The sequence below is a fragment of the Candidatus Pantoea rara genome (assembly GCF_051136265.1).
Classification (GTDB): Bacteria; Pseudomonadota; Gammaproteobacteria; order Enterobacterales; family Enterobacteriaceae; genus Pantoea; species Pantoea rara.
Genome location: NZ_CP194942.1, coordinates 3,381,840 through 3,406,922, shown reverse-complemented (window position 1 = coordinate 3,406,922; position 25,083 = coordinate 3,381,840). Strand labels below are relative to the sequence as shown.

Below are 25,083 nucleotides of genomic sequence, written 5' to 3'. Positions count from 1 at the left end.
ATTAAATCGCCACCAGGCCGCGCACACCCTCTGCTTCCATGGTGTCGCCGCGGCCACGCTGCACGATTTCACCGCGCGACATCACCAGATAGCTGTCCGCCAGTTCTGCCGCGAAGTCATAAAACTGCTCCACCAGCAGGATCGCCATATCTCCCCGCTGTGCCAGCTGGCGGATGACCGCGCCGATCTCTTTGATCACCGAAGGCTGGATCCCTTCGGTCGGCTCATCGAGGATCAACAGCTGTGGCCGACAGGCCAGCGCCCGGCCGATCGCCAGTTGCTGCTGCTGCCCGCCAGAGAGATCGCCGCCCCGGCGTGACTTCATCGCCAGCAGTACCGGGAAGAGCTGATAGATCTCTTCCGGCACTTCACGCGCCTGCGCAGCCGGAAAGCGTGACAGGCCCATCAGCAGGTTTTCTTCCACCGTCAGACGCGGAAAGATTTCCCGTCCCTGCGGCACCCAGGCGATGCCCGCCTGCACCCGCTGGTGCGGCTTGCGGCCATTCATCCGCTGCTGCTGCCACTGAATCTCGCCCGACTTCGCCGGGATTAGCCCCATCAGGCACTTCAGCAACGTGGTTTTCCCCACGCCATTGCGCCCCAGCAGGCAGGTGATTTCACCAATTTTCACCTCAAACGACAGGCCACGCAGAATGTGACTGCCGCCATAATATTGATTCAGTTCAGTAACCTGTAACATTTTAGCGCCCCAGATAAACGTCGATAACCTGCTCACTGGCCTGCACCTCGCGCAGCGAACCCTCGGCCAGCACCTGCCCCTGATGCAGCACCGTGACATGATCGGCGATGGTCTCGACAAAGCCCATATCATGCTCCACCACCATCAGTGAATGTTTGCCCGCCAGGCTGCGGAACAGCTCAGCGGTGTAGGCCGTCTCTGCGTCAGTCATGCCTGCCGCCGGTTCATCCAGCAGCAGCAGATGCGGCTCCTGCACCAGCAGCATGCCAATCTCCAGAAACTGCTTCTGGCCGTGCGACAACAGGCCCGCACGGCGCTGGCGTTCGCCACCCAGCCGCAGCAATTTCAGCACTTCATCAATCCGATCGCGCTGTTCGCTGCTGAGGCGGGCGCGGAGGCTGGCCCAGACCGATTTATCGGCTTTGAGCGCAATCTCCAGATTTTCGAACACGGTTAATGCTTCAAATACCGTAGGCTTCTGAAACTTACGGCCAATCCCGGCGCGGGCGATCTCTACCGGCGAAAGACGCGTTAAATCGCTGTCCTGGTCGTAGATCACCCGGCCTGCGTCGGGACGGGTTTTGCCGGTGATCACATCCATCAGCGTGGTTTTGCCCGCACCGTTGGGGCCGATCACGCAGCGCAGTTCACCGACGCCGATCTGCAGCGAAAGATCGGTCAGTGCCCGGAAGCCGTCAAACGAGACGCTGATCTTCTCCAGTTGCAGAACGGGATCGCGCTGCGCCCGATGGCGATCCGCCAGCTGGGGTTGGGTAAACAGGGCATCACTCATTTTTTCCTCCGGCGCAGCAGGCCGATCACGCCGTGCGGCAGAAACAGCGTTACCAGGATAAACATCAGTCCCAGGAAAAACAGCCAGTATTCAGGAAAGGCGACGGTGAAGAAGCTGCGTGCGCCGTTCACAATCGCCGCGCCCAGCAGCGGGCCGATCAGCGTGCCGCGTCCACCCAGCGCCACCCAAATCGCCGCTTCTATTGAGTTGGCTGGTGACATCTCGCCCGGATTGATAATGCCGACCTGTGGCACATAGAGCGCTCCGGCCAGGCCGCACAGCACGGCGGAGAGCGTCCAGACAAACAGCTTGAAGCCGCGCGGATCGTAACCACAGAACATCAGACGGTTTTCAGCATCCCGCACCGCAGTCAGCACCCGGCCAAACTTGCTGCGCGCCAGGGCGAAGCCGATCACCAGGCTCAGCAGCAACAGCAGCACCGTGGCGATAAACAGCCCGATGCGGGTACCGGTCGCCGTCACCGAAAAGCCGAGCAGGGTGGTAAAGCCAGTAAAGCCGTTGTTGCCGCCAAACCCGGTTTCATTACGGAAAAACAGCAGCATCCCGGCGTAGGTCAGCGCCTGAGTCATGATGGAGAAGTAGACGCCTTTGATCTTCGAGCGAAAGGCGAAGAAGCCAAACAGCAGCGCCAGCAGGCCCGGCACCAGCATACTCAGACAGAGCGCCCAGGCGAAGTATTCGGTGCCGGTCCAGAACCAGGGCAGCTCACGCCAGGAAAGAAAAGACATAAAGGCGGGCAAGCCTTCGCCTGCGGCCTGGCGCATCAGGTACATGCCCATGGCATAACCGCCGAGGGCAAAAAACAGACCGTGGCCCAGCGACAGCAGTCCGGCGTAGCCCCACACCAGATCCAGCGCCACGGCAACCACCGCGTAGCAGAGGATTTTGCCGACCAGCGTCAGGGTATAAGTAGAGATCGCCAGCGGATGCGTGGCGGGCAGCAGCGCCAGAAACGGCATCACCAGTAACGCCAGGGTAATCGCCAGGCCGATGCTGATCGTCAGGCGCGGCACGGTGCGCGCCACGCGAAGCGTGATGGGTTGCGTCATCAGTCAGTCACCCTTCCTTTAACCGCAAACAGTCCCTGCGGACGTTTCTGAATAAACAGCACGATAATGACCAGAATCAGGATCTTACCCAGCACCGCGCCAATCTGCGGCTCCAGCACTTTGTTCAGAATGCCCAGGCTGAACGCGGCAACCACGGTGCCCGCCAGCTGGCCGACGCCACCCAGCACCACCACCAGGAACGAGTCGATGATGTAGCCCTGGCCCAGTTCCGGTCCGACATTACCGAGTTGCGACAGCGCCACGCCGCCCAGCCCGGCAATGCCCGAGCCGAGGCCAAATGCCAGCATATCGACGCGGCCGGTTGGCACGCCGCAGCACTCAGCCATGGCGCGGTTCTGAGTCACGGCACGCACGTTCATGCCAAGGCGGGTCCGGTTCAGCAGCAGCCAGGTGAGCGCCAGCACAAACACGACAAACAGAATCACTGCGATGCGGTTCCACGGCAGCACCAGATTGGGCAGCAGCTGTAAGCCTCCTGAGAGCCACGACGGATTCGCCACCTCCAGGTTTTGCGCCCCGAACAGCACCCGCACCAGCTGGATCAGCATCAGGCTGATTCCCCAGGTGGCGAGCAGCGTCTCCAGCGGACGGCCATAAAGATGGCGGATGATGGCGCGTTCCAGCGTCATGCCGATGGCGGCGGTGACCATAAAGGCGACCGGCAGCGCCAGCAGCGGATACCAGGCTAAATAGTCCGGTGCAAACTGCTGAAACAGGCTCTGTACCCACCAGGTGGCGTACGCGCCAAGCATCAGCATTTCACCGTGCGCCATGTTGATCACCCCCAGCAGGCCATAAGTGATCGCCAGGCCCAGCGCGGCCAGCAGCAGAATGGATCCCAGCGACAGGCCGCTAAATGCCTGTCCCAGCAGATCGCCCCACATCAGCCGTTTCTGAATCTGTTGCAGGCTTTCCGCTGCTGCTGCCCGCACCGTGGCGTCCGGCTCATTCTCAGTCTGAGTCAGGCGTTGCAGGCTGGCCTGCGTATTCGGATCGCTGGACTCACCCAGCAGTTTCACCGCCCGGAGACGCACCATCGGCTCGCTATCCGCCAGTTGCAGATTCGCCAGCGCCAGCGCTAATGCGGCGTGAACGCGGCTGTCCTGTTCGGCGGCCAGGCGCTGTTCCAGCAGCGGCAGCTGGTCGGCGGCACCCTCATTTTGCAGCAACTGTGCCGCGCGCAAACGCAGGGCAACATCACTGCTCACCAGCTGGTGAGCGGCCAGCGCGTTATTCACCAGAACACGCAGACGATTGTTCATAAACAGCTTTTTCAGACTGCCCGTGGGCTTTGCCACCGCATCCAGCGGCTGCAGCGTTGAACCCTGCTGGCTGAACGGCTGTTTGTTCTGGTCGATGACCACGGTTTCGGCATTCAGCGCTTCCAGCAGCGGCAGGCGATGACCGTCCGGCGCGGCGGCCCACTGTTGCAGCAGCGTAGCCTGCTGGCTGCGGCTGGCGGCGGCAAAGTCTGCCGCCGGTCCGGCGCTGGCCAGTAGCGGCAGCAGCAGGAGCAGGCTGAAAAGGCAGCGACATAGATTCATAAAAAGAGCCTCGTTTGGGGAGGTCAGCACGGCAGCCTGATGACCGCTGCCGTGCTGCGCTTCACAGCGGGTGACGCTGTCTGTCCATCAGCAACGCGCGATTACTGCGCGGTCTTCACCGGGTGATCAGGCTTCTTGTCGTTACCGGCAATGTACGGGCTCCAGGGCTGCGCACGCACTGGCTTATCGGTCTGCCACACCACGCTGAACTGGCCGTTCTCTTCCACTTCACCAATCATGACCGGTTTATGCAGATGGTGGTTGGTCTGGTCCATGGTCAGGGTAAAGCCATCCGGCGCTTTAAAGGTCTGACCGGCCATGGCCGCCCGCACTTTGTCTGCGTCCGTCGTGCCCGCTTTTTCCACGGCCTGCGCCCACATATGGATGCCCACATAGGTCGCTTCCATCGGGTCGTTGGTGACGACGGTGGCGGCGTTCGGCAGGTTGTGTGCTTTGGCGTAAGCGCGGTAGTCGGCGACGAATTTCGCGTTGGTGGGATTATCGATCGACTCGAAATAGTTCCAGGCGGCTAACTGACCCACCAGCGGTTTGGTGTCGATGCCGCGTAGCTCCTCTTCGCCCACCGAGAAGGCGACCACCGGAATGTCAGTGGCTTTGATACCCTGGTTAGCCAGCTCTTTGTAGAACGGCACGTTGGAGTCGCCGTTGATAGTCGAAACCACGGCGGTTTTGCCGCCGGCCGCGAATTTTTTGATGTTGGAAACAATGGTCTGATAGTCGCTGTAGCCAAACGGCGTGTAGACTTCTTCGATATCTTTGTCCGCCACGCCTTTGCTGTGCAGGAAGGCGCGCAGGATCTTATTGGTCGTGCGCGGATAGACATAGTCGGTGCCCAGCAGGAAGAAGCGTTTCGCGCTGCCGCCATCTTCGCTCATCAGATACTCCACTGCCGGAATCGCCTGCTGGTTAGGCGCAGCGCCGGTGTAAAAGACGTTGGGTGACATCTCTTCCCCTTCATACTGCACCGGATAGAACAGCAAGCCGTTCAGCTCTTCAAACACCGGCAGCACCGATTTGCGTGACACCGAGGTCCAGCAACCAAACACCACCGCCGCTTTATCCTGCGTCAGCAGCTGCCGCGCTTTCTCGGCAAACAGCGGCCAGTTAGAGGCGGGGTCGACCACCACCGGCTCCAGCTTTTTCCCCAGCACGCCCCCTTTGGCGTTGATCTCATCAATGGTCATCAGCGCCACATCTTTCAGCGGCGTTTCAGAAATCGCCATGGTGCCGGAGAGCGAATGCATGATCCCCACTTTGATGGTGTCAGCCGCCTGCGCACTCCAGGCGAAACCCATACTGACAACGGTAGCGGAGAGGGCGAAAGCCTTGATCAACGAACGTCTTTTCATCATTTAAACCCCTGAGTGGTTGTTATGTTATTCGGTGAGCTGGAGCCGGGCCTGCTGGAGGCGGTGCAGGGTGATCTTCCTGACCTCCGCCTTACTGACGGCGATGTGATCGGTCAGGATGCGTTGCGCCTCGCCGGTCTGCTGCTGAAAGATCGCCTGTAAAATCTGAGCATGTTCCTGATAAGTCGCACAGATACGGTCATCGCGGGTGAAGTCGAGCCGACGGATGATGCGGATCTTCTCGGTGAGTTCGGCGTGGATGCGCGCCATCTCCGGGTTACCCGCTGCCGCGACCAGCGTCATGTGAAACGCTTCGTCATGCTGCGACACCACCAGACCCTCGGTGAGCGCCTCCGCGTCACACCAGAACTGGTTGAGTTCGTGTAACAGCGCGGCACACTGCGGTGCGGGCAGGGCGCAGAGGCGTTTTACCGCCTCGCACTCCAGCACCGTGCGCAGGTCATACAGCGATTCGAACCAGGCAAAATCGAAGTTTTTGATCTGCCAGCCGCTGCGGAACCACACGTCGACAAAGCCTTCGCGCTCCAGCCGGAACAATGCCTGGCGCACCGGCGTGCGGCTGACCGCCATCCGTCCGGCGATTTCGCTCTCGCTGAAGCGATCGCCCGGCATCAGGCGAAAGGCGAAAATATCGGCCTTCAGCGCCTGATAGACCCGTTCAGCCAGCGCTTCCGGGCGCGCTTTAGGGGAGTGAGGTTGAGTTGTCATTGGCACTCCCTATTCCAGCCACAGCAGGTTATCGCCAGGGCTGACCGGACGGCCCGCCTGGCAGGCGATCCGCGTCACCCGACCGGCCTGCGGGGCGACAATCGCCAGCTCCATTTTCATCGCCTCGACGATAATCAGTGTCTGTCCGGCGCTGACCTCGTCGCCCGGCTGTACCAGCACTTTCCAGATGTTGCCATTGAGATCGGCCTGCACCGCCAGCCCGCCTTCATCCTCTTCGCTGGCGCTGGCTGGGGCTTCATCTGCCGCTGGTGCGTTCTGTTCTTCCTGCGCCCATAACTGCACTTCCTGTTCAAAGGCGGTCGCCTGGCGCTGGCGGAAGTCCGCAATCTCAGCGGCGTGGTCGGCGAGAAACTGCTGGTGGGCGGCAAAATCAAACTGTGTCTCTTCAATTCGCAGGCTGGCGCGGCCTTCACGGAAATCTTCGCGCAGCTGGTTCAGTTCAGTTTCACTCACCGGATAAAAGCGCACCTGATCGAAGAAGCGCAGCAGCCACGGCGCATCGGCCGCAAACTGCGGGTTTTTCAGGAAGGTGTTCCAGATGGGCAGCGTGCGGCCTACCAGCTGATAGCCGCCAGGCGAATCCATGCCGTAGATGCACATGTACATGCCGCCAATCCCGACCGTACCTTCAGCGGTAAAGGTGCGTGCCGGACTGTATTTGGAACTCAGCAGGCGATGGCGCGGATCGATCGGTACGGCGCAGGGCGCGCCGAGGTAAACGTCGCCCAACCCCAGCACCAGATAGCTGGCGTCGAACAGGGTGTCTCGTACCTGTTCGCGGCTGCTCAGGCCATTAATACGCTGAATAAAGTCCACGTTGTTCGGCAGCCAGGGCGCGCTGGACCGCACCGTCTCCTGATAGCGGCTGACGGCTCCCAGTGTGGCGCTGTCTTCAAATGCCATCGGCATCCACACCACGCGCGACGGGACTTTCAGCTGGCTGACATCGCCCAGCGTCGCTTCCAGCGCCAGCAGCAGCGACATCAGCGATGACTGCTGGATGATGCGGCTGTCATAGCGTACCTGCAGTGAGCGCACGCCCGGCGACAGCTCCTCAACGCCTGGCTCCGCCTGCGCCGTCAGCGCATTCATCAGCAGGTGCACGCGCAGACGCAGCGCCAGGTCCAGCACGTTGTCGCCATACTCAATCAGCACATAGTTGTCGCCCGCCTGGCGATAGACCACTTTCGGCGTGCTGCCGGTGGCCTCAATGGCGGCCAGAACTGTGGCGGAACCGTGGGCGGTTTCGGCCAGCGACGGCACGGCAAAGGTCGGTGGATGTTCCGGCCGCAGAGTGTCAATCAGGTGCATCTGCGCTTTTTGCCGCGCCAGCGCATCGTCGGCAGTAATCGGGTGGAAGCGGATGGTGTCGCCAGGTTTGACCTGGCCCACTTTCCACAGCTCGGCTTTGGCGATGGTCACCGGACAGACGAAGCCACCCAGGCTCGGGCCGTCGTGCGTCAGGATGACCGGGAAGTCGCCGGTAAAGTTGACCGCGCCAATGGCATATTCGCAGTCGTGAACGTTAGAAGGATGCAGGCCCGCTTCGCCCCCATTGGCGCGCGCCCAGGTCGGTTTCGGCCCCACCAGACGCACGCCGAGGCGGTTGGAGTTGTAGTGCACCTGCCAGTCGCTGGCAAAGAATTCGTCGATGGCAGCCTGGGTGAAGAAATCCGGTGCGCCGTGTGGGCCATAAAGTACGCCGATGCGCCATTCGCTGCCGTAGTGGGGAATCAGTGCTGCATCAAGCGGCTGCGGGTCGCTGACCGGGGCTGGCGTGGTGCAGGCTGCCCGTTCAGGCCGGGAGATTGCCAGCATATCGGCCACCCGCAGCGTGCGTCCGGCGTGACCGCCAAACTGGCCCAGTGAGAAGGTGCTGCGGCTGCCCAGATATTCCGGCACGTCGAAGCCGTTGCGCACTGCCAGATAGCTGCGACAGCCCTGCCGGGCGCGTCCCAGCGCCAGGGTCTGTCCCGCTTTCACTGTCAGCGGCTGCCAGGCGCTGACCGGTTCGCCATCAAGCCGGGCGTCGCAGTCCGCACCGGTCAGCGCCAGAATGGCATCACAGTGGAAACGCAGCGTCGGCCCCTGAAGGGTAAACTCCAGGCCTGCTGCCGCCTCATGGTTACCCACGATGCGGTTAGCCAGTCGGAACGCGAAGTCATCCATCGGGCCGGAAGGCGGCACGCCGATATCCCAGTAGCCGAGGCGGCCAGGATAGTCCTGCACCGAACTGAAGGTGCCGGGTTGCAGCACTTCCACCACAGAGGCGGCAGGGACAACGCTGTCGAGATAGCGCGTCCAGACGTTGCCGCTGCGAAAGGCGTCGCTGCGGGTGATCTGGCGCAGATAGTCGAGGTTGGTGGCGATGCCATGCAGCTGCGTCGCATCGAGCGCATGATGAAGTTTTTCCAGCGCTGCATCGCGCGTGTCAGCATGCACAATCAGCTTGGCGATCATCGGGTCGTAGAAGCTGGAGACTTCGCTGCCGGTCTCAATCCCGCTGTCGACCCGCACGCCGTCAGGGAAGGTGACGCCGGTTAACAGGCCGGGGCTGGGCTGAAAGTTCTTCAGTGGATCTTCTGCGTAGAGCCGCACTTCAATGGCCGCGCCCTGCGGCGCCTGCTGCAGACGTGACCAGTCCACCACATCGCCCGCCGCCACCTGCAACATGCACTCCACCAGATCGAGTCCTGTGACGCATTCGGTAACCGGATGCTCTACCTGCAGGCGGGTGTTCACTTCCAGAAAGTAAAAGGCCTGCTGGCTGACGTCGTAGATATACTCCACGGTGCCTGCGCTGCGGTAGTTTACCCGCTCGCCCAGCCGCACTGCCGAGGCGAGCAGGGCGTCACGCGTTGCCTGAGACAGGCCTGGCGCGGGGGTCTCTTCCACCACCTTCTGATTACGGCGCTGCAGTGAGCAGTCGCGTTCGCCCAGCGCCACCACGGTGCCTTTGCCGTCCCCAAAAATCTGGACTTCAACGTGGCGGGCACGATCGATACAGCGTTCCAGAAATACGCCTGCATCACTGAAAAATTGCTCGCCAAGACGACGCACGCTCTCCCAGGCGCTGGCAAGCGCATCGGCGTCGGCGCAGCGGGTCAGGCCAATGCCGCCGCCGCCCGCCGTGCTTTTCAGCATCACCGGATAACCAATTTTATCGGCTGCCTGCATGGCCTCTTCCAGCGAGGCGAGCAGTGGTGTGCCTGGCGTCATCGGGACACCCGCGCTGGCGGCCAGCTCACGGGCGCGGTGCTTAAGGCCGAACTCACCAATCTGCTGCGCGGTAGGGCCGACAAAGGCGATGCCCGCCGCGTCGCAGGCTTCGGCAAACGGCTGGCTTTCGGAAAGAAACCCGTAGCCTGGCCAGATCGCCTGCGCACCGCTCTGCTGAGCCGCCGCCAGAATTTTGTCGATGCGCAGATAGCTGTCGCTGGCTTTCTCGCCGCCCAGCGCGATAGCCATATCCGCCTGCTTAACGTGCTGCGCGTTGCGGTCAGCGTCAGAGTAGACCGCGACGCTTTTCACGCCGAGGCGCTTCAGGGTCCGGATGGCGCGGCAGGCAATTTCGCCGCGGTTGGCAATCAGTACGGTGGTGAACATGATCAGTGACTCCCCTGTGATGCCAGCCAGTTGCGCCAGCCGCCCGTCTCAGTGATTTCCAGCGCGGTTTTCAGCGCCGAGCCTTCGCAGATAAAGCCTTTAACAACCCGGCCATCGTTCAGTGTCAGACTGCCGATGCCCAGCGGCGCGGGGATCTCCGCCACAAACTCGCCAAAGCGGGCCAGCGGAATATCCCACAGCTCCACGGTGATCGCGGCGCCCTGATCATCACGCATCAGGCCCGGTTTTTTGATCGCGCCCTCCAGCAGAGCGAACAGGCGATAGTGTGGTGCGGTCTGTGTCTCCTCCACCCAGACGGCATTGCGTTCGGTGAGCTGGAAATTAAGCGGCATGCCAGTGAGATGGGCGCCCACCACCGCCAGCCGGACGTGGTCGGGTGAGGCGGGCAGCGTGGCGCGTCGGGTCGGGCATGGCTGGCCGGTCGCGCCCAGCGGCAGAGCGAGCTGTTGCTGCCAGCGAAGGCCAAATTCCGCCAGCGCCCGATCGTGCCACGCAGGTGCAATCAGCGTGATGCCTGCCGGGAGATCGTCGTTGCGGAACGGTGCGGGCAGCGCCAGGGCAGAGAGATCGGCGAGGTTAGTGAAGTTGGTGTAGGTACCGAACTGTGAATTGAAGTGAATCGGCTCCTGCTTCATCTCCTCCAGGGTATGAATAGTGGGCGAGGTCGGCACCACCAGCGCATCAAACTGTGCCAGCGTCTCCTGAATCTGACGCGTCAGTTCGGCCCGCAGATACTCGGCTTTAAAGGCATCGACCGCGCTGTACTTCAGGCCGCTGGCGACGATCGCGTGCACCACCGGGTCCATTTCCGCCGGACGATCGAGCATCCCGCCCACCGCCGCTGTACGCTCGGCGACCCAGGCGCCGTAATAGAGTTGTTCAGCCAGCTGCCGGAACGGGGTGAAGTCGATGGGGTGCAGCGTCGCGCCGCCCGCCTGCAATGCTTCAAGTGCCTGATCCCAGGCGGCTTCGGCGGCAGCATCATCAAAAAAATCCGGGTTAGCCGGAACAGCAAAATGGGGATGAACCGGCAGGCTGGCCGGAGCGGTGCGCGGATTGATGCGCGAATAGGCATCACCGGCATCGTAGCCCCCCATGATAGTGGCGACGCTAAACGCATCTTCTGCCGTCAGCGCAAACACCGAAATGGTGTCGTTCAGGCGACAGGCGGGCACCACGCCGCGTGCAGAGAACCAGCCCTTGGTCGGCTTCAGTCCGACAATATTATTAAACCCCGCCGGCACGCGGCCCGAACCGGCGGTATCGGTGCCCAGTGAAAAGGCAACCAGTCCGCGCGCCAGCACGGATGCCGAGCCGGAGCTGGAGCCACCGCTGACGTAATCAGCGTCAAAGGTATTACTGACCGCGCCATAGGGCGAGCGGGTGCCGACCAGACCGGTCGCGAACTGATCGAGGTTGGTTTTACCGATGACGACTGCGCCAGCGGCTTTCAGCCGGGCGACAGCGACCGCATCTTCGCTGGCGGCGTAGGTAAAGGCGGGGCAGGCGGCGCTGGTTGGCCAGCCCGCCACATCAATATTGTCTTTAACGGCAAAAGGGATACCAAACAGCGGCAGTGAGCCGGGATCACGCTGATAGTGCGCCAGCAGCGGTTCAATCTGAGCGGCTAACTGTTCCGGCGTCGGCAAATAGATCCAGGCATTATCACGGCTATCGAGAGCCGCCAGGTGTGCGCTCAGCAGCGCGCTAATCTGTTGCGGAGCCTGCTGATAGCGCTGCTGCCAGGCGGTAAGCGTCAGGCCGATAGTTGAAGTCATAAGAAGAATTCCAGCTGGTATACAAGATGGAATTCAACAGAGCAAAGGCTGTGCCACTTTTTTAACGCGATGATTCAACAGTTTAATAGGGTCGGTGATAAGATTTTGTGATGATAATTTGCACAATCACGGCGCGCACGCTGAGCGATGACGGTGCGTTTAATGTCTGTGTGCGTAAATTTTGTGAAGAACATGGCAAGAGTCCGGTGGCCTGGTTAGCATGAAGACTGTCTGGCAACTCGCCGGCCCCAGCAACAGAGGAGATTTACGTGGTGAAGTGGCGTAACTGGATGATAGGGATCTGCCTGGCCGGAACGGCCAGCAGCGCATGGGCCGATTCGCTTGATCAACAACGGCAACGTTATCAACAAATTAAACAGGCCTGGGACAGTAACCAGATGGCCACCGTGGATCAGCTGTTGCCGACGCTACAGGACTACCCGCTCTATCCTTATCTGCAATATCGCCTGCTGGCCCAGGATCTCGATCAGGAGACCACCCTGGCCGTGCAGAACTTTATTCGCCAGTATCCGACGTTGCCTCCCGCGCGATCGCTCAGCACCCGCTTTATCAATGTGCTGGCTTACCGACAGGACTGGCAGGGCGTGCTGAACTTCAGCCCGTCCGAACCCAAGCCGGTGCAGGCACGCTGCAACTGGTATTACGCCAAATGGGCCACCGGGCAGCAGCAGGCCGCATTTGATGGCGCGAAACAGATCTGGCTGCGCGGCACGGCGCTGCCTGCGGACTGCGATAAGCTCTTCTCGGTCTGGCAGGCGTCCGGTCAGATTTCGCCTATTACTATCCTGGAACGTATCCGTCTGGCGATGAAAGCCGGTAACGACAGCCTGGTGAGCTATCTGGCGAAGACGCTGCCTGCCGATTATCAGACCATGTCTGACGCGATACAGACTCTGCAGCAGGACCCGTTAACGGTCAGCTCGTTCGCCAGCGCCGTCGGGCCAACCGACTTTACCCGTCAGGCCACCATTTACGCCTTTACGCGTGTGGCGCGGCAGGACATGGAAAATGCCCGCAGCCTGATTCCGATTCTGGTCCGTGCCCAGAAAATGGGACCGGAAGATGAGCAGGCGCTGAAGGAGATTGTGGTCTGGCGCATGATGGGCAGCGATCTCACCTCTGAGCAGGCACGCTGGCGCGATGCAGTAGTGATGAACAGCGAGTCTACCGCGCTGGTGGAACGCCGGGTGCGGCTGGCGCTCTCTCAGCATGACCGACGCGGCCTGAACACCTGGATCGCCCGTCTGCCGCTGGAAGCCAAAGAGAAAGATGAGTGGCAGTACTGGCAGGCCGATCTGCTGTTTGAGAAAGATCGTAAAGAGGAAGCCGAAGAGATCCTGCGCAAGCTGATGAAGGCGCGCGGCTTCTATCCGATGGTGGCGGCCCAGCGGCTTGGCGTTGACTACCCGTTGCAGATTGATGAAGCGCCGAAGCCTGACAGCGCCACCATCCAGGGACCGGAACTGGCCCGCGTCCGCGAGCTGATGTACTGGGGGCTGGATAACCTGGCACGCAGCGAATGGAGCAATCTGATCGGCAGCCGTACGCATACGCAGCAGCAGATGCTGGCGCGTTACGCCAATGAGCAGGACTGGTGGGATCTTAGTGTGCAGGCGACGATCACCGCCAAAATGTGGGACAGCCTGAAAGAGCGTTTCCCGCTGGCGTGGCAGAGCGTGTATGAGCGCAACACCGAGGTGAAGCAGATTCCGCCAAGCTATGCGATGGCGATTTCGCGTCAGGAGAGCGCCTGGAACCCGAAAGCGCGTTCGCCGGTCGGTGCCAGTGGTCTGATGCAGATTATGCCTGCCACGGCGGCGCATACCGTGAAGATGTACAACATTCCTGGCTACAGCAATACCAGCCAGCTGCTTGATCCGGAAACCAATATCCAGATCGGCACCCAGTATCTGGAATATGTCTATCAGCAGTTTAACCAGAACCGGATTTTCGCTTCTGCGGCCTACAACGCTGGTCCTGGCCGGGTACGAAGCTGGCTGAAAACCAGTGCGGGCAATCTCGATGCCGTGGCATTTATTGAGACCATTCCGTTCTCTGAAACGCGCGGCTACGTGAAGAGTGTGCTGGCGTATGACGCCTACTATCGTCATTTCATGGGCAAGCCTGACAAGATCCTGTCAGATGCTGAGTGGAATCGCCGTTACTAGCTGTGCTAAGCTTCCGTACTCTTTAGTGAGTACGGAAGCCTCTTCATGACCCATTCTGATTCCCCCTCTACCGATGCGCATCCGGCAGAAGATAGCTGGCAGCGCTTTGTCGTGCTGATGCAGCAGGCCTTTGCTGATGGCCATGCACTGCCCCTGATGCAACTGATGATGACGCCCGATGAGCGGGAAGCATTCGGCACCCGTCTGCGGATTATCGAAGAGTTAATGAATGGCGAAATGAGCCAGCGCGAGCTGAAAAATGAGCTCGGCGTCGGCATCGCGACGATTACCCGTGGGTCTAATAGCCTGAAAGAGGCGCCGCCGGAGCTGAAACGCTGGCTGGAAGCGCGTCTTAGACGCGCCTGATTACTGCTGATAGAGCGGATGGACGAACGGGCAGAGCGCCAGGATCAGTGCCTGATGATAGACACTGGAGCGGCTGAGCAGGCCGTTCGTGAACGCGCCGATTGCGCCACCCTTCTGTTTGATATTGTCGATGCCGGTTAATCGCGCCATTTCTTCGCCGAGTTCGCGGCCTTCACGCAGACCCGCCAGCACCACCGGCGGCAGGGTAAAGCTGGCCGATCGCGATTCACCGCGCTGCTTCTGATTTTCCACCACCATCCAGGCAAACGCGCTGTCATCTTCGATGCCCGCCTCAATGGCCACCCAGAATGCCGCTTCAGGCCGGACCTGGCGGGCATTCATCACGCGCTGACGTGCGCCAGTTCGCGTTTCGAGATGGGTTAACGGTTGTGCTGCAACGCCGCTATCGACCTCGACCCCTTCAATATGGCAGGATCCCTCGCCGAAAACGTCGCTGAAAGCCTGAGCAATCGCGTTAATCTTCGCTGGGTTGGTTGTGGCTGCGACAACATGGTACATAATTGATTGAACCCTCAGGTGATTAAATGCCTGGCCCATCGCGCTGTCTGTGTCCGGAATGCCTGCAACAAGGACGCCTGATGGGACAGTGTCTAAAGCGATTTTTGTCGCAGTATAACGGAAACTAACATGTTACAGGTCTATCTTGTTCGTCACGGTGAAACGGTATGGAATGCGGAACGCCGCATTCAGGGTCAGTCCGACAGTCCGCTGACGGAAAAAGGTGAGCAACAAGCCTGGCAGGTGGGTGAGCGCGTGAAGCATCTGGGCATCACGCATATTATTGCCAGCGATCTGGGGCGCACACGCCGCACCGCCGAGATTATCGCGGATGCCTGCGGTTGCTCAGTGACGCTTGATGCGCGGTTGCGCGAGCTGAATATGGGTGTGCTGGAAAAGCGCCCGCTGGATGGCCTGACCGCTGAAGAAGAGCAGTGGCGCGCCACGCTGGTCAACGGCACCGAAGGCGGCCGTATCCCTGAAGGGGAGTCGATGACGGAGATGGCGACACGCATGCACGCCGCGCTGAATGCCTGTCTCGATCTGCCTGCCGGAAGCCGCCCGCTGCTGGTCAGTCACGGTATGGCGCTGGGGTCGCTGGTCAGTACGATTCTCGGTCTGCCCGCCTATGCGGAACGTCGCCTGCGTCTGCGCAACTGTTCGATTTCACGTGTGGATTATCAGCAGAGCGCCTGGCTGGCTGAAGGCTGGATTGTGGAGACGGCGGGGGATATTTCTCATCTGGATGCGCCTGCGCTCGACGAGCTGCAGCGCTGATTGCGTTAAGGCTGCCGTCGCGATGACGACAGCCTTAAACTTAGCTGGCTTCGGTCTGGCGGCGAATAGGAATCAGATATTCGCAACGGATCTCAGTCGGTGGCTCATTGCGCTTTTTACCACCATGGGTATAAAAGCGTTCGATATCCTGTCCCGCACGACGGGTCAGCCCCAGCGTTGGCATGCAGGTGCCATAAAGTAACAGGATAAATTCCTGGAGATTGACGCGCGGACCATTAAACGTGAACTGCACATAGTCGCCCGCTTCCAGAATAACCTTCTGGCCGGAATGCAGGTTCACCGCGCTGTCAGCTGGCACCGCAGTGGTGTAAAGAATCTCCTGCTCGTCATCTTTTTCCTGGCTGGCTCGCACCTGATGCAGGCCATAGAGCACCGGCGGAATCGTGTCCGTTTCCAGCAGGAACTGCTTCCAGAAGTGTATTCGCATCTCGTCGCGGTAGCTGGAAATCTGCTCCAGAATACAGGTGTAGTTCTGGGTTTGTCCCACCAGCACCGTTTCCGGCAAAGTGACAAAAGCCGGTTCCGGCTGTGTCTCATCGTCCAGGCGAATCGGGGGACGAATACCGAATGAGTTCCATTCGGAAGAACGACGATACCAGGCCGGTGTCTGAGCAAACTGTTTCTTGAATGCGCGAGTAAAAGTCTGTTGTGAATCAAAACGATACTGCAGCGCGATATCCAGAATCGGACGGCTGGTCAGGCGCAGCGCCACGGCGGCTTTAGACAGACGACGGGCACGGATATAGGCGCCGATTGCGTGTCCGGTCACGTCTTTGAACATCCTCTGTAAATGCCATTTAGAGTAACCCGCTTTCTGGGCAACATTGTCCAGCGAAAGGGGTTGATCCAGATGGCTCTCCAGCCAGACAAGCAAATCGCGAATGATACCGGCTTGGTCCATAAAACATCCTCATACTCTGGTGGTACAGCTAAAAGCATTCGAAGAATATTAGCACTCATTGCTCAAAAGACGTGGGCCGTTTCTCGGGGAAGATTGTGCTAAATCAGTACGGGCTAAAACCCGTTTTGGTTTGGTCATTGTATCGATTAACAGTACATTACATTCTCATCTATTCCATTTGCAATGGTAACTCCATGACAATATCCCGACTTATGATCGCTGCGCTGACCACGCTGACCTTTTCCAGCCCACTTTTTGCCGAACAGATTGGCTCTGTTGATACGGTGTTCAAGATATTCGGGCCTGACCATAAGATTGTTGTTGAAGCTTTCGATGACCCGGACGTTAAAAATGTAACCTGTTATATCAGCCGGGCGAAAACCGGAGGTATTAAAGGCGGACTGGGTCTGGCAGAGGATACCTCTGATGCCGCGATTTCCTGCCAGCAGGTGGGTCCGGTCGAACTGAGTGATAAAATTGCGCAGGGCAAAGCGGAGGGTGAGGTGGTATTCCGCCAGCGCACCTCTCTGATTTTCAAGAAGCTGCAGGTTGTACGCTTCTTCGACAAAAAGCGCAACGCCCTGGTTTACCTGACCTACTCCGATAAAGTGGTCGATGGCTCACCGAAAAACGCGCTCAGCGCCGTGCCGATTATGCCCTGGCACTGATAATGCCATGGTACTGAGCACAAAAAAAACGCCCGCAGGGGCGTTTTTTTATTGGCTGCGCCTGACTCCGTTTACTCGTGCAGGTCGCCGCAGAAACGATAACCTTCACCATGAATGGTGGCGATGATTTCTGGCGTGTCCGGCATGGATTCGAAATGCTTGCGGATACGACGGATGGTGACATCGACGGTGCGATCGTGTGGCTTAAGGTCGCGGCCGGTCATTTTCTTCAGCAGATCGGCACGGGTCTGAATCTTGCCCGGATTTTCACAGAAGTGCAGCATGGCGCGGAACTCACTGCGTGGCAGTTTGTAGTGTTCGCCGTTGGGATTAATCAGTGAGCGGCTGTTGATATCCAGCTCCCAGCCATTGAATTTGTAGCTTTCTACCTGACGTCGCTCTTCGCCTGGCATCGCCAGATTCATGGTGCGCGACAGCAGGTTACGGGCTCGAATGGTCAGCTCACGCGGATTAAACGGTTTGGTGATGTAATCGTCGGCGCCAATTTCCAGACCAAGAATTTTATCGACTTCGTTGTCACGGCCGGTCAGGAACATCAGGGCGACATTGGCCTGCTCACGCAGTTCACGTGCCAGCAACAGGCCGTTTTTACCGGGCAGGTTGATGTCCATGATGACCAGGTTAACGTCATTGTCAGTCAGCACCTGATGCATTTCAGCACCATCAGTCGCCTCATACACCACATAACCTTCCGCCTCAAAAATACTCTTGAGGGTATTACGCGTGACCAGTTCGTCTTCAACGATAAGAATGTGCGGGGTCTGCATGTTTAGCTACCTAAAATTTGCCAACAAATTGAAAACAGGGCGTACAGCGGTATGGCGTTATCCATCATCGAGAGCGGTGGGCCGCGCAGAACCGTTGTACGAAATCATATTTTGATAAGCCATCTATCAACGTCAACAACAGTATTAGCTCAGCCAGTCAGGATGAAAATTGCATGCCCCGGGCGTTAATGATTATGGCGCATATCCTAACTGTATTAACAGCAACCTAACAGCACCAACTACAACCGATAAGCATAAAAACAACGCTTCGTTGACTTATATCAAATGCAATTGTAGCACGTTAACACTTTTGTGAAAAACTTCTAGCAGATTGCCTGTTTAGCTCACAAAAAGCTTCATTTTCGTTACATTTATTGCGCTTGCGAGCCAAAATAAAACCCGCTGGAAATCACATATTATCTTATTGAAATTAAATGAATAAATAACGATTTCTTTAATAATCATGGTTTCAATGCTAAAAAGATTCAGGCAACTACTTTTAACCGGTTTTAACATCGTTAACACACGATTTTCTTATTAGCTTCTGACACCGGAATCATTAACAGCCATGTTAATATGACGTTATCTAAATAGACCAATGGACCACATATATGCTTTTTCCCCTGATTCTCGTCTCGCCTGCGCGGCCAGAAAATATCGGCGCTGCGGCGCGTGCCATGAAAACGATGGGATTCAGCCAGCTGCGTATTGTGGCCAGCGATGCCTGGCAGGATCCCGCTGCGCGTCGGGTGGCGCATGGTGCGGGTGAGATCCTCGATAACGTTCAGACCTTTGCCACCCTGGCTGACGCGTTAGCGGATATCGATTTTTCGGTGGCAACTACCGCGCGCAGCCGGGCAAAGTTTCGCTACTACGCTACACCGGAGCAGGTTGAAACGCAGCTGCTGGAGAAACGCCAGTGGGTCAACAGCATGGCGCTGGTGTTTGGCCGTGAAGATAGCGGACTGACCAACGAGGAACTGGAGCAGGTCGACCTGCTGACCGGCATCCCGATGGCGAATGACTATCCTTCACTGAATCTCGGTCAGGCGGTGATGGTTTACTGCTACCAGCTGTCGAAGCTGAACCAGGTTGAGGCACCGGTTGCCTCGGCTGCCGATGGGCAGCAGTTGCAGGCGCTGCGTCAGCGTTTTCATCAGCTGCTGGCGCAATTGGGGGTCAGTGATGATGAGAAGCTGTCAGACTGGATCGACCAGCGGACAGGCCTGCTTGAACAGCGCGACAGTGCGATGCTCCATCGTCTGCTGCACGACATTGAAAAAAAACTCACAGATAAATCCTCGGCAAAAAGCTGATTTTACAGCCACAGATCGCAGAGAATTTCTGGATCGCAAACGATCGAACACTGTTTCACGATTTCACCGGTGGCTGTGCGCAGTGGTGAAAAACTGTCCTTCGGACAAATCGGGTTGACTTAACGTGCGCTTTGCTTTACTTCTGGAGGCAAGACGGACAGACAAAAACAGACAGAAAATAAATCTAAATGCGTAAAATCAGCCTGAACACCACAATTATTACCACCACCATTACCACAGGTAACGGTGCGGGCTGACGCATACAGGAAAAACAGAAAAAAAGCCCGCACCTAACCAGTGCGGGCTTTTTTTTCGGCTTAAATTCAGGAGAGTTTATATCATGCGAGTGCTGAAATTCGGCGGGACCTCGGTAGCGAATGCGGAACGTTTTCTTCGCGTCGCTGACATTCTGGAAAGTAATGCGCAACAAGGACAGGTTGCAACCGTGCTCTCTGCGCCAGCAAAGATCACTAACCATCTGGTGGCGATGATTGAAAAAACCATCAGTGGTCAGGATGCTCTGCCGAATATCAGCGACGCTGAACGCATCTTCAGCGAGCTGCTGCAGGGACTGGCTGACGCTCAGCCGGGTTTTGAGTTTGACAGACTCAAAACCCGTGTTGATCTTGAGTTTGCGCAGCTGAAGCAGGTACTGCACGGCATCAGCCTGCTGGGACAGTGCCCGGATAGCGTCAACGCAGCGATTATCTGTCGTGGTGAAAAGCTCTCGATTGCGATCATGGAAGCGCTGCTGCAGGCGCGCGGCCATGAAGTCAGCGTGATCGACCCGGTGGAGAAGTTGCTGGCAATTGGTCACTATCTCGAATCCACGGTTGATATCGCCGAATCGACCCGTCGCATTGAAGCGAGCCAGATCCCCCCGCAGAACATGATCCTGATGGCTGGCTTTACTGCCGGTAACGAGCGTGGCGAACTGGTGGTGCTGGGCCGTAACGGTTCAGACTATTCTGCTGCCGTGCTGGCCGCCTGTCTGCGCGCCGACTGCTGTGAAATCTGGACTGATGTGGATGGCGTCTATACCTGCGATCCGCGTCAGGTACCGGATGCGCGTCTGCTGAAGTCGATGTCCTATCAGGAGGCGATGGAACTCTCCTATTTCGGTGCCAAAGTGCTGCATCCCCGCACCATCGCGCCCATTGCCCAGTTCCAGATCCCGTGCCTGATCAAAAATACCGCCAATCCACAGGCGCCCGGCACCCTGATTGGTGCGGAAGGGGAGCAGGATGAAAGCCCGGTAAAAGGCATCACCAACCTGAATAACATGGCGATGGTGAACGTCTCCGGTCCCGGCATGAAAGGGATGGTTGGAATGGCGGCGAGAGTCTTTGCGGCCATGTCGCGCACCGGCATCTCAGTCGTGCTGATCACCCAGTCCTCTTCTGAATACAGCATCAGTTTCTGCGTGCCGCAGAGCGAGCTGGCGCGGGCACGTCATGTGCTGGAAGAAGAGTTCTACCTGGAGCTGAAAGATGGCCTGCTGGACCCACTGGATATCATTGAAAACCTGGCGGTGATTTCGGTGGTAGGCGATGGCATGCGCACTCTGCGCGGCATCTCGGCGAAATTCTTCTCGGCGCTGGCTCGCGCCAATATCAACATCGTTGCGATTGCGCAGGGCTCTTCAGAGCGTTCTATCTCGGTCGTGGTGAACAATGACGAAGTGATCACTGGCGTGCGCGTGGTGCATCAGATGCTGTTCGCCACCGATCAGGTGATCGAGGTGTTTGTGGTTGGTGTCGGCGGTGTCGGCGGTGCGCTGCTGGATCAGTTGCATCGCCAGCAGGCGTGGCTGAAGAAAAAGCATATCGACCTGCGCGTGTGCGGCATCGCTAACTCACATGCGCTGCTAACCCACGTCCACGGCATCGATTTAACCAACTGGCAGTCGGCATTAGCTGAAGCGAAAGAGCCCTTTAATCTGGGCCGTCTGACTCGTCTGGTGAAAGAGTATCATCTGCTCAATCCGGTGATTGTGGATTGCACCTCCAGCCAGGCTGTTGCCGATCAGTATGCGGATTTCCTCAGCGAAGGCTTCCACGTGGTAACGCCGAACAAAAAGGCCAACACCTCCTCCTGGAATTACTATCAGCAGATGCGCGCCGCCGCGGCCAAATCGCGTCGTAAATTTCTTTATGATACCAACGTCGGTGCCGGACTGCCGGTCATCGAAAATCTACAGAACCTGATGAACGCGGGTGATGAACTGCTGCGCTTCTCCGGTATCCTCTCTGGCTCGCTGTCGTTTATCTTCGGCAAGCTGGATGAAGGGGTTTCGCTGTCGCAGGCAACTAACATGGCGCGTGAGATGGGCTTTACCGAACCCGATCCGCGGGACGATCTGGCTGGCACCGATGTGGCGCGTAAGCTGCTCATTCTTGCGCGTGAAGCGGGTCATCAGCTGGAATTGAGTGATATTGAGATCGAACCGCTGCTGCCCGCCAGCCTGACCGAAATTCAGGATGTTGAGCAGTTTATGCAGCGTCTGCCCGAGCTGGACAACGCCTTTGCCGACCGTGTTGCACAAGCGCAGAATGAGGGCAAAGTCCTGCGCTACGTGGGCGTGATCGAAGAGGGTGGCGTCTGTAAAGTGAAGATCGACGCCGTTGACGGCAACGATCCGCTCTATAAAGTGAAAAATGGCGAAAACGCCCTGGCGTTTTACAGTCGCTACTATCAACCGATTCCGCTGGTGCTTCGCGGATACGGTGCAGGAAATGATGTCACAGCGGCCGGTGTCTTTGCCGATCTGCTGCGTACGCTGTCATGGAAGTTGGGAGTTTAAACATGGTAAAAATTTACGCACCAGCCTCGATCGGTAACGTCAGCGTCGGCTTCGATGTGCTGGGCGCGGCGGTATCGCCGGTAGATGGCTCCCTGCTGGGTGACTGTGTCTCTGTGGAAGCAGCTGAGCAGTTTTCACTGACCAACGCCGGTCGTTTTGTCAGTAAGCTGCCCGCCGATCCCAAAGAGAATATTGTTTATCAGTGCTGGCAACTTTTCTGCGAGACGGTGGGCAAAGAGATCCCGGTGGCGATGACCCTGGAGAAGAATATGCCCATCGGCTCCGGTCTGGGTTCCAGCGCCTGCTCGGTGGTGGCCGGTTTAATGGCGATGAACGAATTCTGCGGCAAGCCACTCAGCGACAGCAAGCTATTAACGCTGATGGGCGAGCTGGAAGGGCGGATCTCCGGCAGCGTACATTATGATAATGTCGCTCCCTGCTTCCTCGGAGGCATTCAGCTGATGCTGCAGGAGAATGACATCATAAGCCAGGTGGTGCCGGGCTTTGATGACTGGCTGTGGGTGATGGCCTATCCTGGCATTAAAGTGTCCACCGCTGAAGCGCGCGCCATTTTACCGGCGCAGTACCGCAAAGAGGACTGTATCAAGCATGGCCGCTTGCTGGCCGGCTTCATTCACGCCTGCCATACGCGTCAGCCGCAGCTGGCAGCTAAACTTATGCAGGATGTGATTGCCGAACCTTACCGGACCCGGCTGCTGCCAGGCTTCGCCGAGGCGCGGCAGGCCGCTAAAGATATTGGTGCACTGGCGTGCGGTATCTCAGGCTCTGGTCCGACACTTTTCGCCGTTTGCAATCAGATGGAAACGGCACAGCGGATGGCTGACTGGCTGAGCCAGCACTATCTGCAGAATGATGAAGGCTTCGTCCATATCTGCCGCCTCGACACGGCTGGCGCACGACAATTGGGATAACGCATGAAACTCTACAATCTGAAGGATCACAACGAGCAGGTCAGCTTCGCCCAGGCGGTGAAACAGGGTCTGGGATCACAGCAGGGTCTGTTCTTTCCGCTGGAACTGCCGGAGTTTGAACTGACCGACATCGACGCGATGCTGGAGATGGATTTTGTCAGTCGCAGCAGCAAAATTCTCTCGGCTTTTATTGGTGACGAGATTCCGGCCCAGCAGTTGCATGAGCGTGTTAACGCCGCGTTTGCCTTCCCGGCCCCGGTGAAAGCCGTCAGCGAAGATATCGCCTGTCTGGAGCTGTTCCACGGCCCGACGCTGGCATTTAAAGATTTTGGCGGCCGTTTTATGGCGCAGATGCTGTCATATTTCTCAGGCTCAGATGAGCAGATCACCATTCTTACCGCGACCTCCGGTGACACCGGTGCGGCCGTGGCGCACGCTTTCTACGGCATGAAGAACGTGCGCGTGGTGATCCTCTATCCGCAGGGCAAAATCAGTCCACTGCAGGAGAAACTCTTCTGTACCCTGGGCGGCAACATTGAAACCATCGCTATCGACGGCGATTTCGATGCCTGCCAGTCGCTGGTCAAACAGGCGTTTGATGATGAAGAGCTGAAGCGGGCGATTGGCCTGAACTCGGCTAACTCCATCAACATCAGCCGCCTGCTGGCGCAGATTTGCTACTACTTCGAAGCGGTCGCGCAGCTGCCACAGGAAAAACGCAATCAGCTGGTTGTCTCCGTGCCAAGTGGCAACTTTGGTGATTTGACCGCCGGTCTGCTGGCGAAATCGCTGGGCCTGCCGATCAAACGCTTTATCGCTGCCACCAACGCCAACGACACGGTGCCGCGCTTCCTGGGCAACGGCGAGTGGCAGCCAAACCTGACTGTCTCTACGCTGTCGAATGCGATGGATGTCAGCCAGCCTAACAACTGGCCACGTGTGGAAGAGCTGTTCCGCCGTAAAACCTGGCGCTTAACCGATCTGGCCTGTGGTGCAGTCACTGATGAGACCACACGCGCCGCAATGCGTGAACTGGCAGAGATTGGCTACGTTTCCGAGCCACATGCTGCCATCGCCTGGCGTCTGCTGCGCGATCAGCTGCAGGAAGGGGAGTATGGTGTGTTCCTCGGAACGGCGCATCCGGCGAAATTCCGTGAAAGCGTGGAAGCGATCCTTGAGCAGACCCTGACGCTGCCGCCTGAGTTAGCGGAGCGCGCCGACCTGCCGCTGCTGTCGCACAAGATGAAGGGTGATTTCGCCTCGCTGCGGGCGTTCCTGCTGAAGTAGTGCGGTGAAAGGCTTCCCGGTTACGGGAAGCCTGCTTGTGATGTGAAAAACACAGTGCGCGCGGGGCTGTTATTGCTCCGCGCGCTTAAAGACCAGTTCGCTCTCGCTGCTGCTTGCCCCGTCAAAACGATAGCCATCCACATCAAACGCTTTAAGCTGTTCCGGCTTTGTCAGGCGCTCCTGAATCACATAGCGACTCATTAATCCACGCGCCTTTTTGGCATAGAAGCTAATCACTTTATAGCTGCCGTTTTTCTCGTCGAGGAACACCGGCTTAACCATCTGTGCCTGCAGCTTCTTCGGCTTAACCGCCCTGAAATATTCGTCCGAGGCGAGGTTGATCAGCACCTCATCACCCTGTTCCGCCAGCGCGGTATTGAGCGTTTCAGTGATGAGATCGCCCCAGAAGGTGTAAAGGTCTTTGCCCGCTGGATTGGCCAGGCGAATGCCCATCTCAAGCCGGTAAGGCTGCATGAGATCGAGCGGACGCAGCACGCCATACAGGCCAGACAACATACGCAGATGCTGCTGAGCAAAATCGAAATCCTGATCGCTGAAGGTGTCGGCCTGCAGACCGGTGTAGACATCACCTTTAAACGCCAGGATCGCCTGACGGGCATTCTGAGGGGAAAAATCGGGGTGCCAGCTGTTAAACCGATCGGCATTGAGGTGCGCCAGTTTGTCGCTGATGCCCATTAACGAGGCGATGCTGGCGGGTGACAGATCGCGCGCAATCTCAATCAGCTGTTGTGACTTTTCTAACAGCGCAGGCTGGGTGAAACGCGTTGTCGCCAGCGGGCTTTCATAATCCAGCGTCTTGGCGGGAGAGATCACCATCAACATAGTTGCTTCCTCGGTTAATG

At 58.2% G+C, this 25,083-nt stretch carries 21 protein-coding genes and 1 other annotated feature; of the genes, 9 read left to right on the top strand and 12 right to left on the bottom strand.

Features of this window, described 5'->3' with window-relative positions; all coding sequences use genetic code 11:
- Position 1 precedes the first annotated feature (1 nt).
- From urtE to atzF, 8 genes are all read right to left on the bottom strand, one after another.
- A complete protein-coding gene (gene urtE, locus ACR8BF_RS16185; RefSeq protein WP_313697610.1) occupies positions 2 to 700 on the bottom strand; it encodes an urea ABC transporter ATP-binding subunit UrtE in 699 nt (232 codons plus the stop codon).
- 1 nt (position 701) lies between these two features.
- Positions 702 to 1,493: an urea ABC transporter ATP-binding protein UrtD gene (urtD, locus tag ACR8BF_RS16180; RefSeq protein WP_179897557.1), complete on the bottom strand. Its 792-nt coding sequence runs from the start codon at positions 1,491 to 1,493 to the stop codon at positions 702 to 704.
- A complete protein-coding gene (gene urtC, locus ACR8BF_RS16175) occupies positions 1,490 to 2,563 on the bottom strand; it encodes an urea ABC transporter permease subunit UrtC (RefSeq protein WP_434745277.1) in 1,074 nt (357 codons plus the stop codon). The genes urtD and urtC overlap by 4 nt, the downstream gene beginning before the upstream one ends.
- Positions 2,563 to 4,128: an urea ABC transporter permease subunit UrtB gene (gene urtB / locus ACR8BF_RS16170; protein WP_434745276.1), complete on the bottom strand. Its 1,566-nt coding sequence runs from the start codon at positions 4,126 to 4,128 to the stop codon at positions 2,563 to 2,565. Before urtB ends, urtC begins: the two co-directional genes overlap by 1 nt.
- Before the next feature lie 101 nt (positions 4,129 to 4,229).
- Positions 4,230 to 5,498, bottom strand: a complete 1,269-nt coding sequence (gene urtA / locus ACR8BF_RS16165; RefSeq protein ID WP_292985665.1) for an urea ABC transporter substrate-binding protein — start codon at positions 5,496 to 5,498, stop codon at positions 4,230 to 4,232.
- A gap of 27 nt (positions 5,499 to 5,525) precedes the next feature.
- Positions 5,526 to 6,227 (bottom strand): GntR family transcriptional regulator, encoded by a 702-nt coding sequence (locus tag ACR8BF_RS16160; RefSeq protein WP_313697602.1) that lies wholly within the window; start codon positions 6,225 to 6,227, stop codon positions 5,526 to 5,528.
- A 9-nt stretch (positions 6,228 to 6,236) separates the two neighbouring features.
- The gene (uca, locus tag ACR8BF_RS16155) at positions 6,237 to 9,854 is read right to left on the bottom strand and encodes an urea carboxylase (protein ID WP_434745275.1); all 3,618 of its coding nucleotides are present in this window, start codon (positions 9,852 to 9,854) and stop codon (positions 6,237 to 6,239) included.
- Positions 9,855 to 9,856: 2 nt separating this feature from the next.
- Positions 9,857 to 11,653, bottom strand: coding sequence for an allophanate hydrolase (gene atzF, locus ACR8BF_RS16150; protein WP_313697598.1), 1,797 nt, complete (start codon positions 11,651 to 11,653; stop codon positions 9,857 to 9,859).
- A 269-nt stretch (positions 11,654 to 11,922) separates the two neighbouring features.
- Between atzF and sltY the strand changes: the two genes are divergently transcribed.
- Both sltY and trpR read left to right on the top strand, forming a co-directional pair.
- On the top strand, positions 11,923 to 13,842 hold the full coding sequence (gene sltY / locus ACR8BF_RS16145; protein ID WP_434745274.1) for a murein transglycosylase: 1,920 nt from the start codon (positions 11,923 to 11,925) through the stop codon (positions 13,840 to 13,842).
- A 45-nt stretch (positions 13,843 to 13,887) separates the two neighbouring features.
- Complete coding sequence (gene trpR / locus ACR8BF_RS16140) at positions 13,888 to 14,208, top strand: trp operon repressor (protein WP_090964153.1); 321 nt, start codon at positions 13,888 to 13,890, stop codon at positions 14,206 to 14,208.
- On the opposite strand, the gene yjjX is transcribed toward trpR, so the two are convergent.
- Positions 14,209 to 14,727, bottom strand: coding sequence for an inosine/xanthosine triphosphatase (yjjX, locus tag ACR8BF_RS16135; protein WP_179897571.1), 519 nt, complete (start codon positions 14,725 to 14,727; stop codon positions 14,209 to 14,211).
- Positions 14,728 to 14,856: 129 nt separating this feature from the next.
- Here yjjX and gpmB point away from each other — a divergent pair, with 129 nt between their 5' ends.
- The gene (gene gpmB / locus ACR8BF_RS16130) at positions 14,857 to 15,504 is read left to right on the top strand and encodes a 2,3-diphosphoglycerate-dependent phosphoglycerate mutase GpmB (RefSeq protein ID WP_179897572.1); all 648 of its coding nucleotides are present in this window, start codon (positions 14,857 to 14,859) and stop codon (positions 15,502 to 15,504) included.
- 40 nt (positions 15,505 to 15,544) lie between these two features.
- On the opposite strand, the gene robA is transcribed toward gpmB, so the two are convergent.
- On the bottom strand, positions 15,545 to 16,426 hold the full coding sequence (gene robA / locus ACR8BF_RS16125; protein WP_179897574.1) for an MDR efflux pump AcrAB transcriptional activator RobA: 882 nt from the start codon (positions 16,424 to 16,426) through the stop codon (positions 15,545 to 15,547).
- 194 nt (positions 16,427 to 16,620) lie between these two features.
- Between robA and creA the strand changes: the two genes are divergently transcribed.
- Positions 16,621 to 17,094 (top strand): protein CreA, encoded by a 474-nt coding sequence (gene creA / locus ACR8BF_RS16120; RefSeq protein WP_090964162.1) that lies wholly within the window; start codon positions 16,621 to 16,623, stop codon positions 17,092 to 17,094.
- A gap of 71 nt (positions 17,095 to 17,165) precedes the next feature.
- Here the strand turns inward: creA and arcA are convergent, their stop codons facing one another.
- Positions 17,166 to 17,882, bottom strand: coding sequence for a two-component system response regulator ArcA (gene arcA / locus ACR8BF_RS16115; RefSeq protein WP_090964164.1), 717 nt, complete (start codon positions 17,880 to 17,882; stop codon positions 17,166 to 17,168).
- Positions 17,883 to 18,493: 611 nt separating this feature from the next.
- On the opposite strand from arcA, the gene ACR8BF_RS16110 reads away from it, so the two are divergent.
- The 5 genes from ACR8BF_RS16110 (at position 18,494) to thrC (ending at position 24,220) form a co-directional block, all read left to right on the top strand.
- On the top strand, positions 18,494 to 19,198 hold the full coding sequence (locus ACR8BF_RS16110; RefSeq protein WP_179897576.1) for a tRNA/rRNA methyltransferase: 705 nt from the start codon (positions 18,494 to 18,496) through the stop codon (positions 19,196 to 19,198).
- 188 nt (positions 19,199 to 19,386) lie between these two features.
- On the top strand, positions 19,387 to 19,455 hold the full coding sequence (gene thrL, locus ACR8BF_RS16105) for a thr operon leader peptide (RefSeq protein WP_071591720.1): 69 nt from the start codon (positions 19,387 to 19,389) through the stop codon (positions 19,453 to 19,455).
- Positions 19,394 to 19,512, top strand: a sequence feature (Thr leader region). Its footprint overlaps the gene before it by 62 nt.
- Before the next feature lie 26 nt (positions 19,513 to 19,538).
- Positions 19,539 to 22,001: a bifunctional aspartate kinase/homoserine dehydrogenase I gene (gene thrA / locus ACR8BF_RS16100; RefSeq protein WP_314985537.1), complete on the top strand. Its 2,463-nt coding sequence runs from the start codon at positions 19,539 to 19,541 to the stop codon at positions 21,999 to 22,001.
- 2 nt (positions 22,002 to 22,003) lie between these two features.
- Entirely contained in the window at positions 22,004 to 22,933 is a 930-nt protein-coding gene (thrB, locus tag ACR8BF_RS16095) for a homoserine kinase (protein ID WP_313697587.1), read from the top strand.
- A gap of 3 nt (positions 22,934 to 22,936) precedes the next feature.
- Entirely contained in the window at positions 22,937 to 24,220 is a 1,284-nt protein-coding gene (thrC, locus tag ACR8BF_RS16090) for a threonine synthase (RefSeq protein ID WP_179897582.1), read from the top strand.
- Between the two features lie 69 nt (positions 24,221 to 24,289).
- On the opposite strand, the gene yaaA is transcribed toward thrC, so the two are convergent.
- Positions 24,290 to 25,063: a peroxide stress protein YaaA gene (gene yaaA / locus ACR8BF_RS16085; protein WP_434745273.1), complete on the bottom strand. Its 774-nt coding sequence runs from the start codon at positions 25,061 to 25,063 to the stop codon at positions 24,290 to 24,292.
- Positions 25,064 to 25,083: the final 20 nt, after the last annotated feature.

Coding starts and splice junctions, on each gene's coding strand:
- urtB (WP_434745276.1), bottom strand. CDS start 4,128: ATGAATCTATGTCGCTGCCTTTTCAGCCTGCTCCTGCTGCTGCCGCTA.
- atzF (WP_313697598.1), bottom strand. CDS start 11,653: ATGACTTCAACTATCGGCCTGACGCTTACCGCCTGGCAGCAGCGCTAT.
- thrB (WP_313697587.1), top strand. CDS start 22,004: ATGGTAAAAATTTACGCACCAGCCTCGATCGGTAACGTCAGCGTCGGC.
- yaaA (WP_434745273.1), bottom strand. CDS start 25,063: ATGTTGATGGTGATCTCTCCCGCCAAGACGCTGGATTATGAAAGCCCG.
- trpR (WP_090964153.1), top strand. CDS start 13,888: ATGACCCATTCTGATTCCCCCTCTACCGATGCGCATCCGGCAGAAGAT.
- urtC (WP_434745277.1), bottom strand. CDS start 2,563: ATGACGCAACCCATCACGCTTCGCGTGGCGCGCACCGTGCCGCGCCTG.
- yjjX (WP_179897571.1), bottom strand. CDS start 14,727: ATGTACCATGTTGTCGCAGCCACAACCAACCCAGCGAAGATTAACGCG.
- thrC (WP_179897582.1), top strand. CDS start 22,937: ATGAAACTCTACAATCTGAAGGATCACAACGAGCAGGTCAGCTTCGCC.
- urtA (WP_292985665.1), bottom strand. CDS start 5,498: ATGAAAAGACGTTCGTTGATCAAGGCTTTCGCCCTCTCCGCTACCGTT.
- thrA (WP_314985537.1), top strand. CDS start 19,539: ATGCGAGTGCTGAAATTCGGCGGGACCTCGGTAGCGAATGCGGAACGT.
- ACR8BF_RS16110 (WP_179897576.1), top strand. CDS start 18,494: ATGCTTTTTCCCCTGATTCTCGTCTCGCCTGCGCGGCCAGAAAATATC.
- creA (WP_090964162.1), top strand. CDS start 16,621: ATGACAATATCCCGACTTATGATCGCTGCGCTGACCACGCTGACCTTT.
- arcA (WP_090964164.1), bottom strand. CDS start 17,882: ATGCAGACCCCGCACATTCTTATCGTTGAAGACGAACTGGTCACGCGT.
- uca (WP_434745275.1), bottom strand. CDS start 9,854: ATGTTCACCACCGTACTGATTGCCAACCGCGGCGAAATTGCCTGCCGC.
- gpmB (WP_179897572.1), top strand. CDS start 14,857: ATGTTACAGGTCTATCTTGTTCGTCACGGTGAAACGGTATGGAATGCG.
- urtD (WP_179897557.1), bottom strand. CDS start 1,493: ATGAGTGATGCCCTGTTTACCCAACCCCAGCTGGCGGATCGCCATCGG.
- robA (WP_179897574.1), bottom strand. CDS start 16,426: ATGGACCAAGCCGGTATCATTCGCGATTTGCTTGTCTGGCTGGAGAGC.
- urtE (WP_313697610.1), bottom strand. CDS start 700: ATGTTACAGGTTACTGAACTGAATCAATATTATGGCGGCAGTCACATT.
- ACR8BF_RS16160 (WP_313697602.1), bottom strand. CDS start 6,227: ATGACAACTCAACCTCACTCCCCTAAAGCGCGCCCGGAAGCGCTGGCT.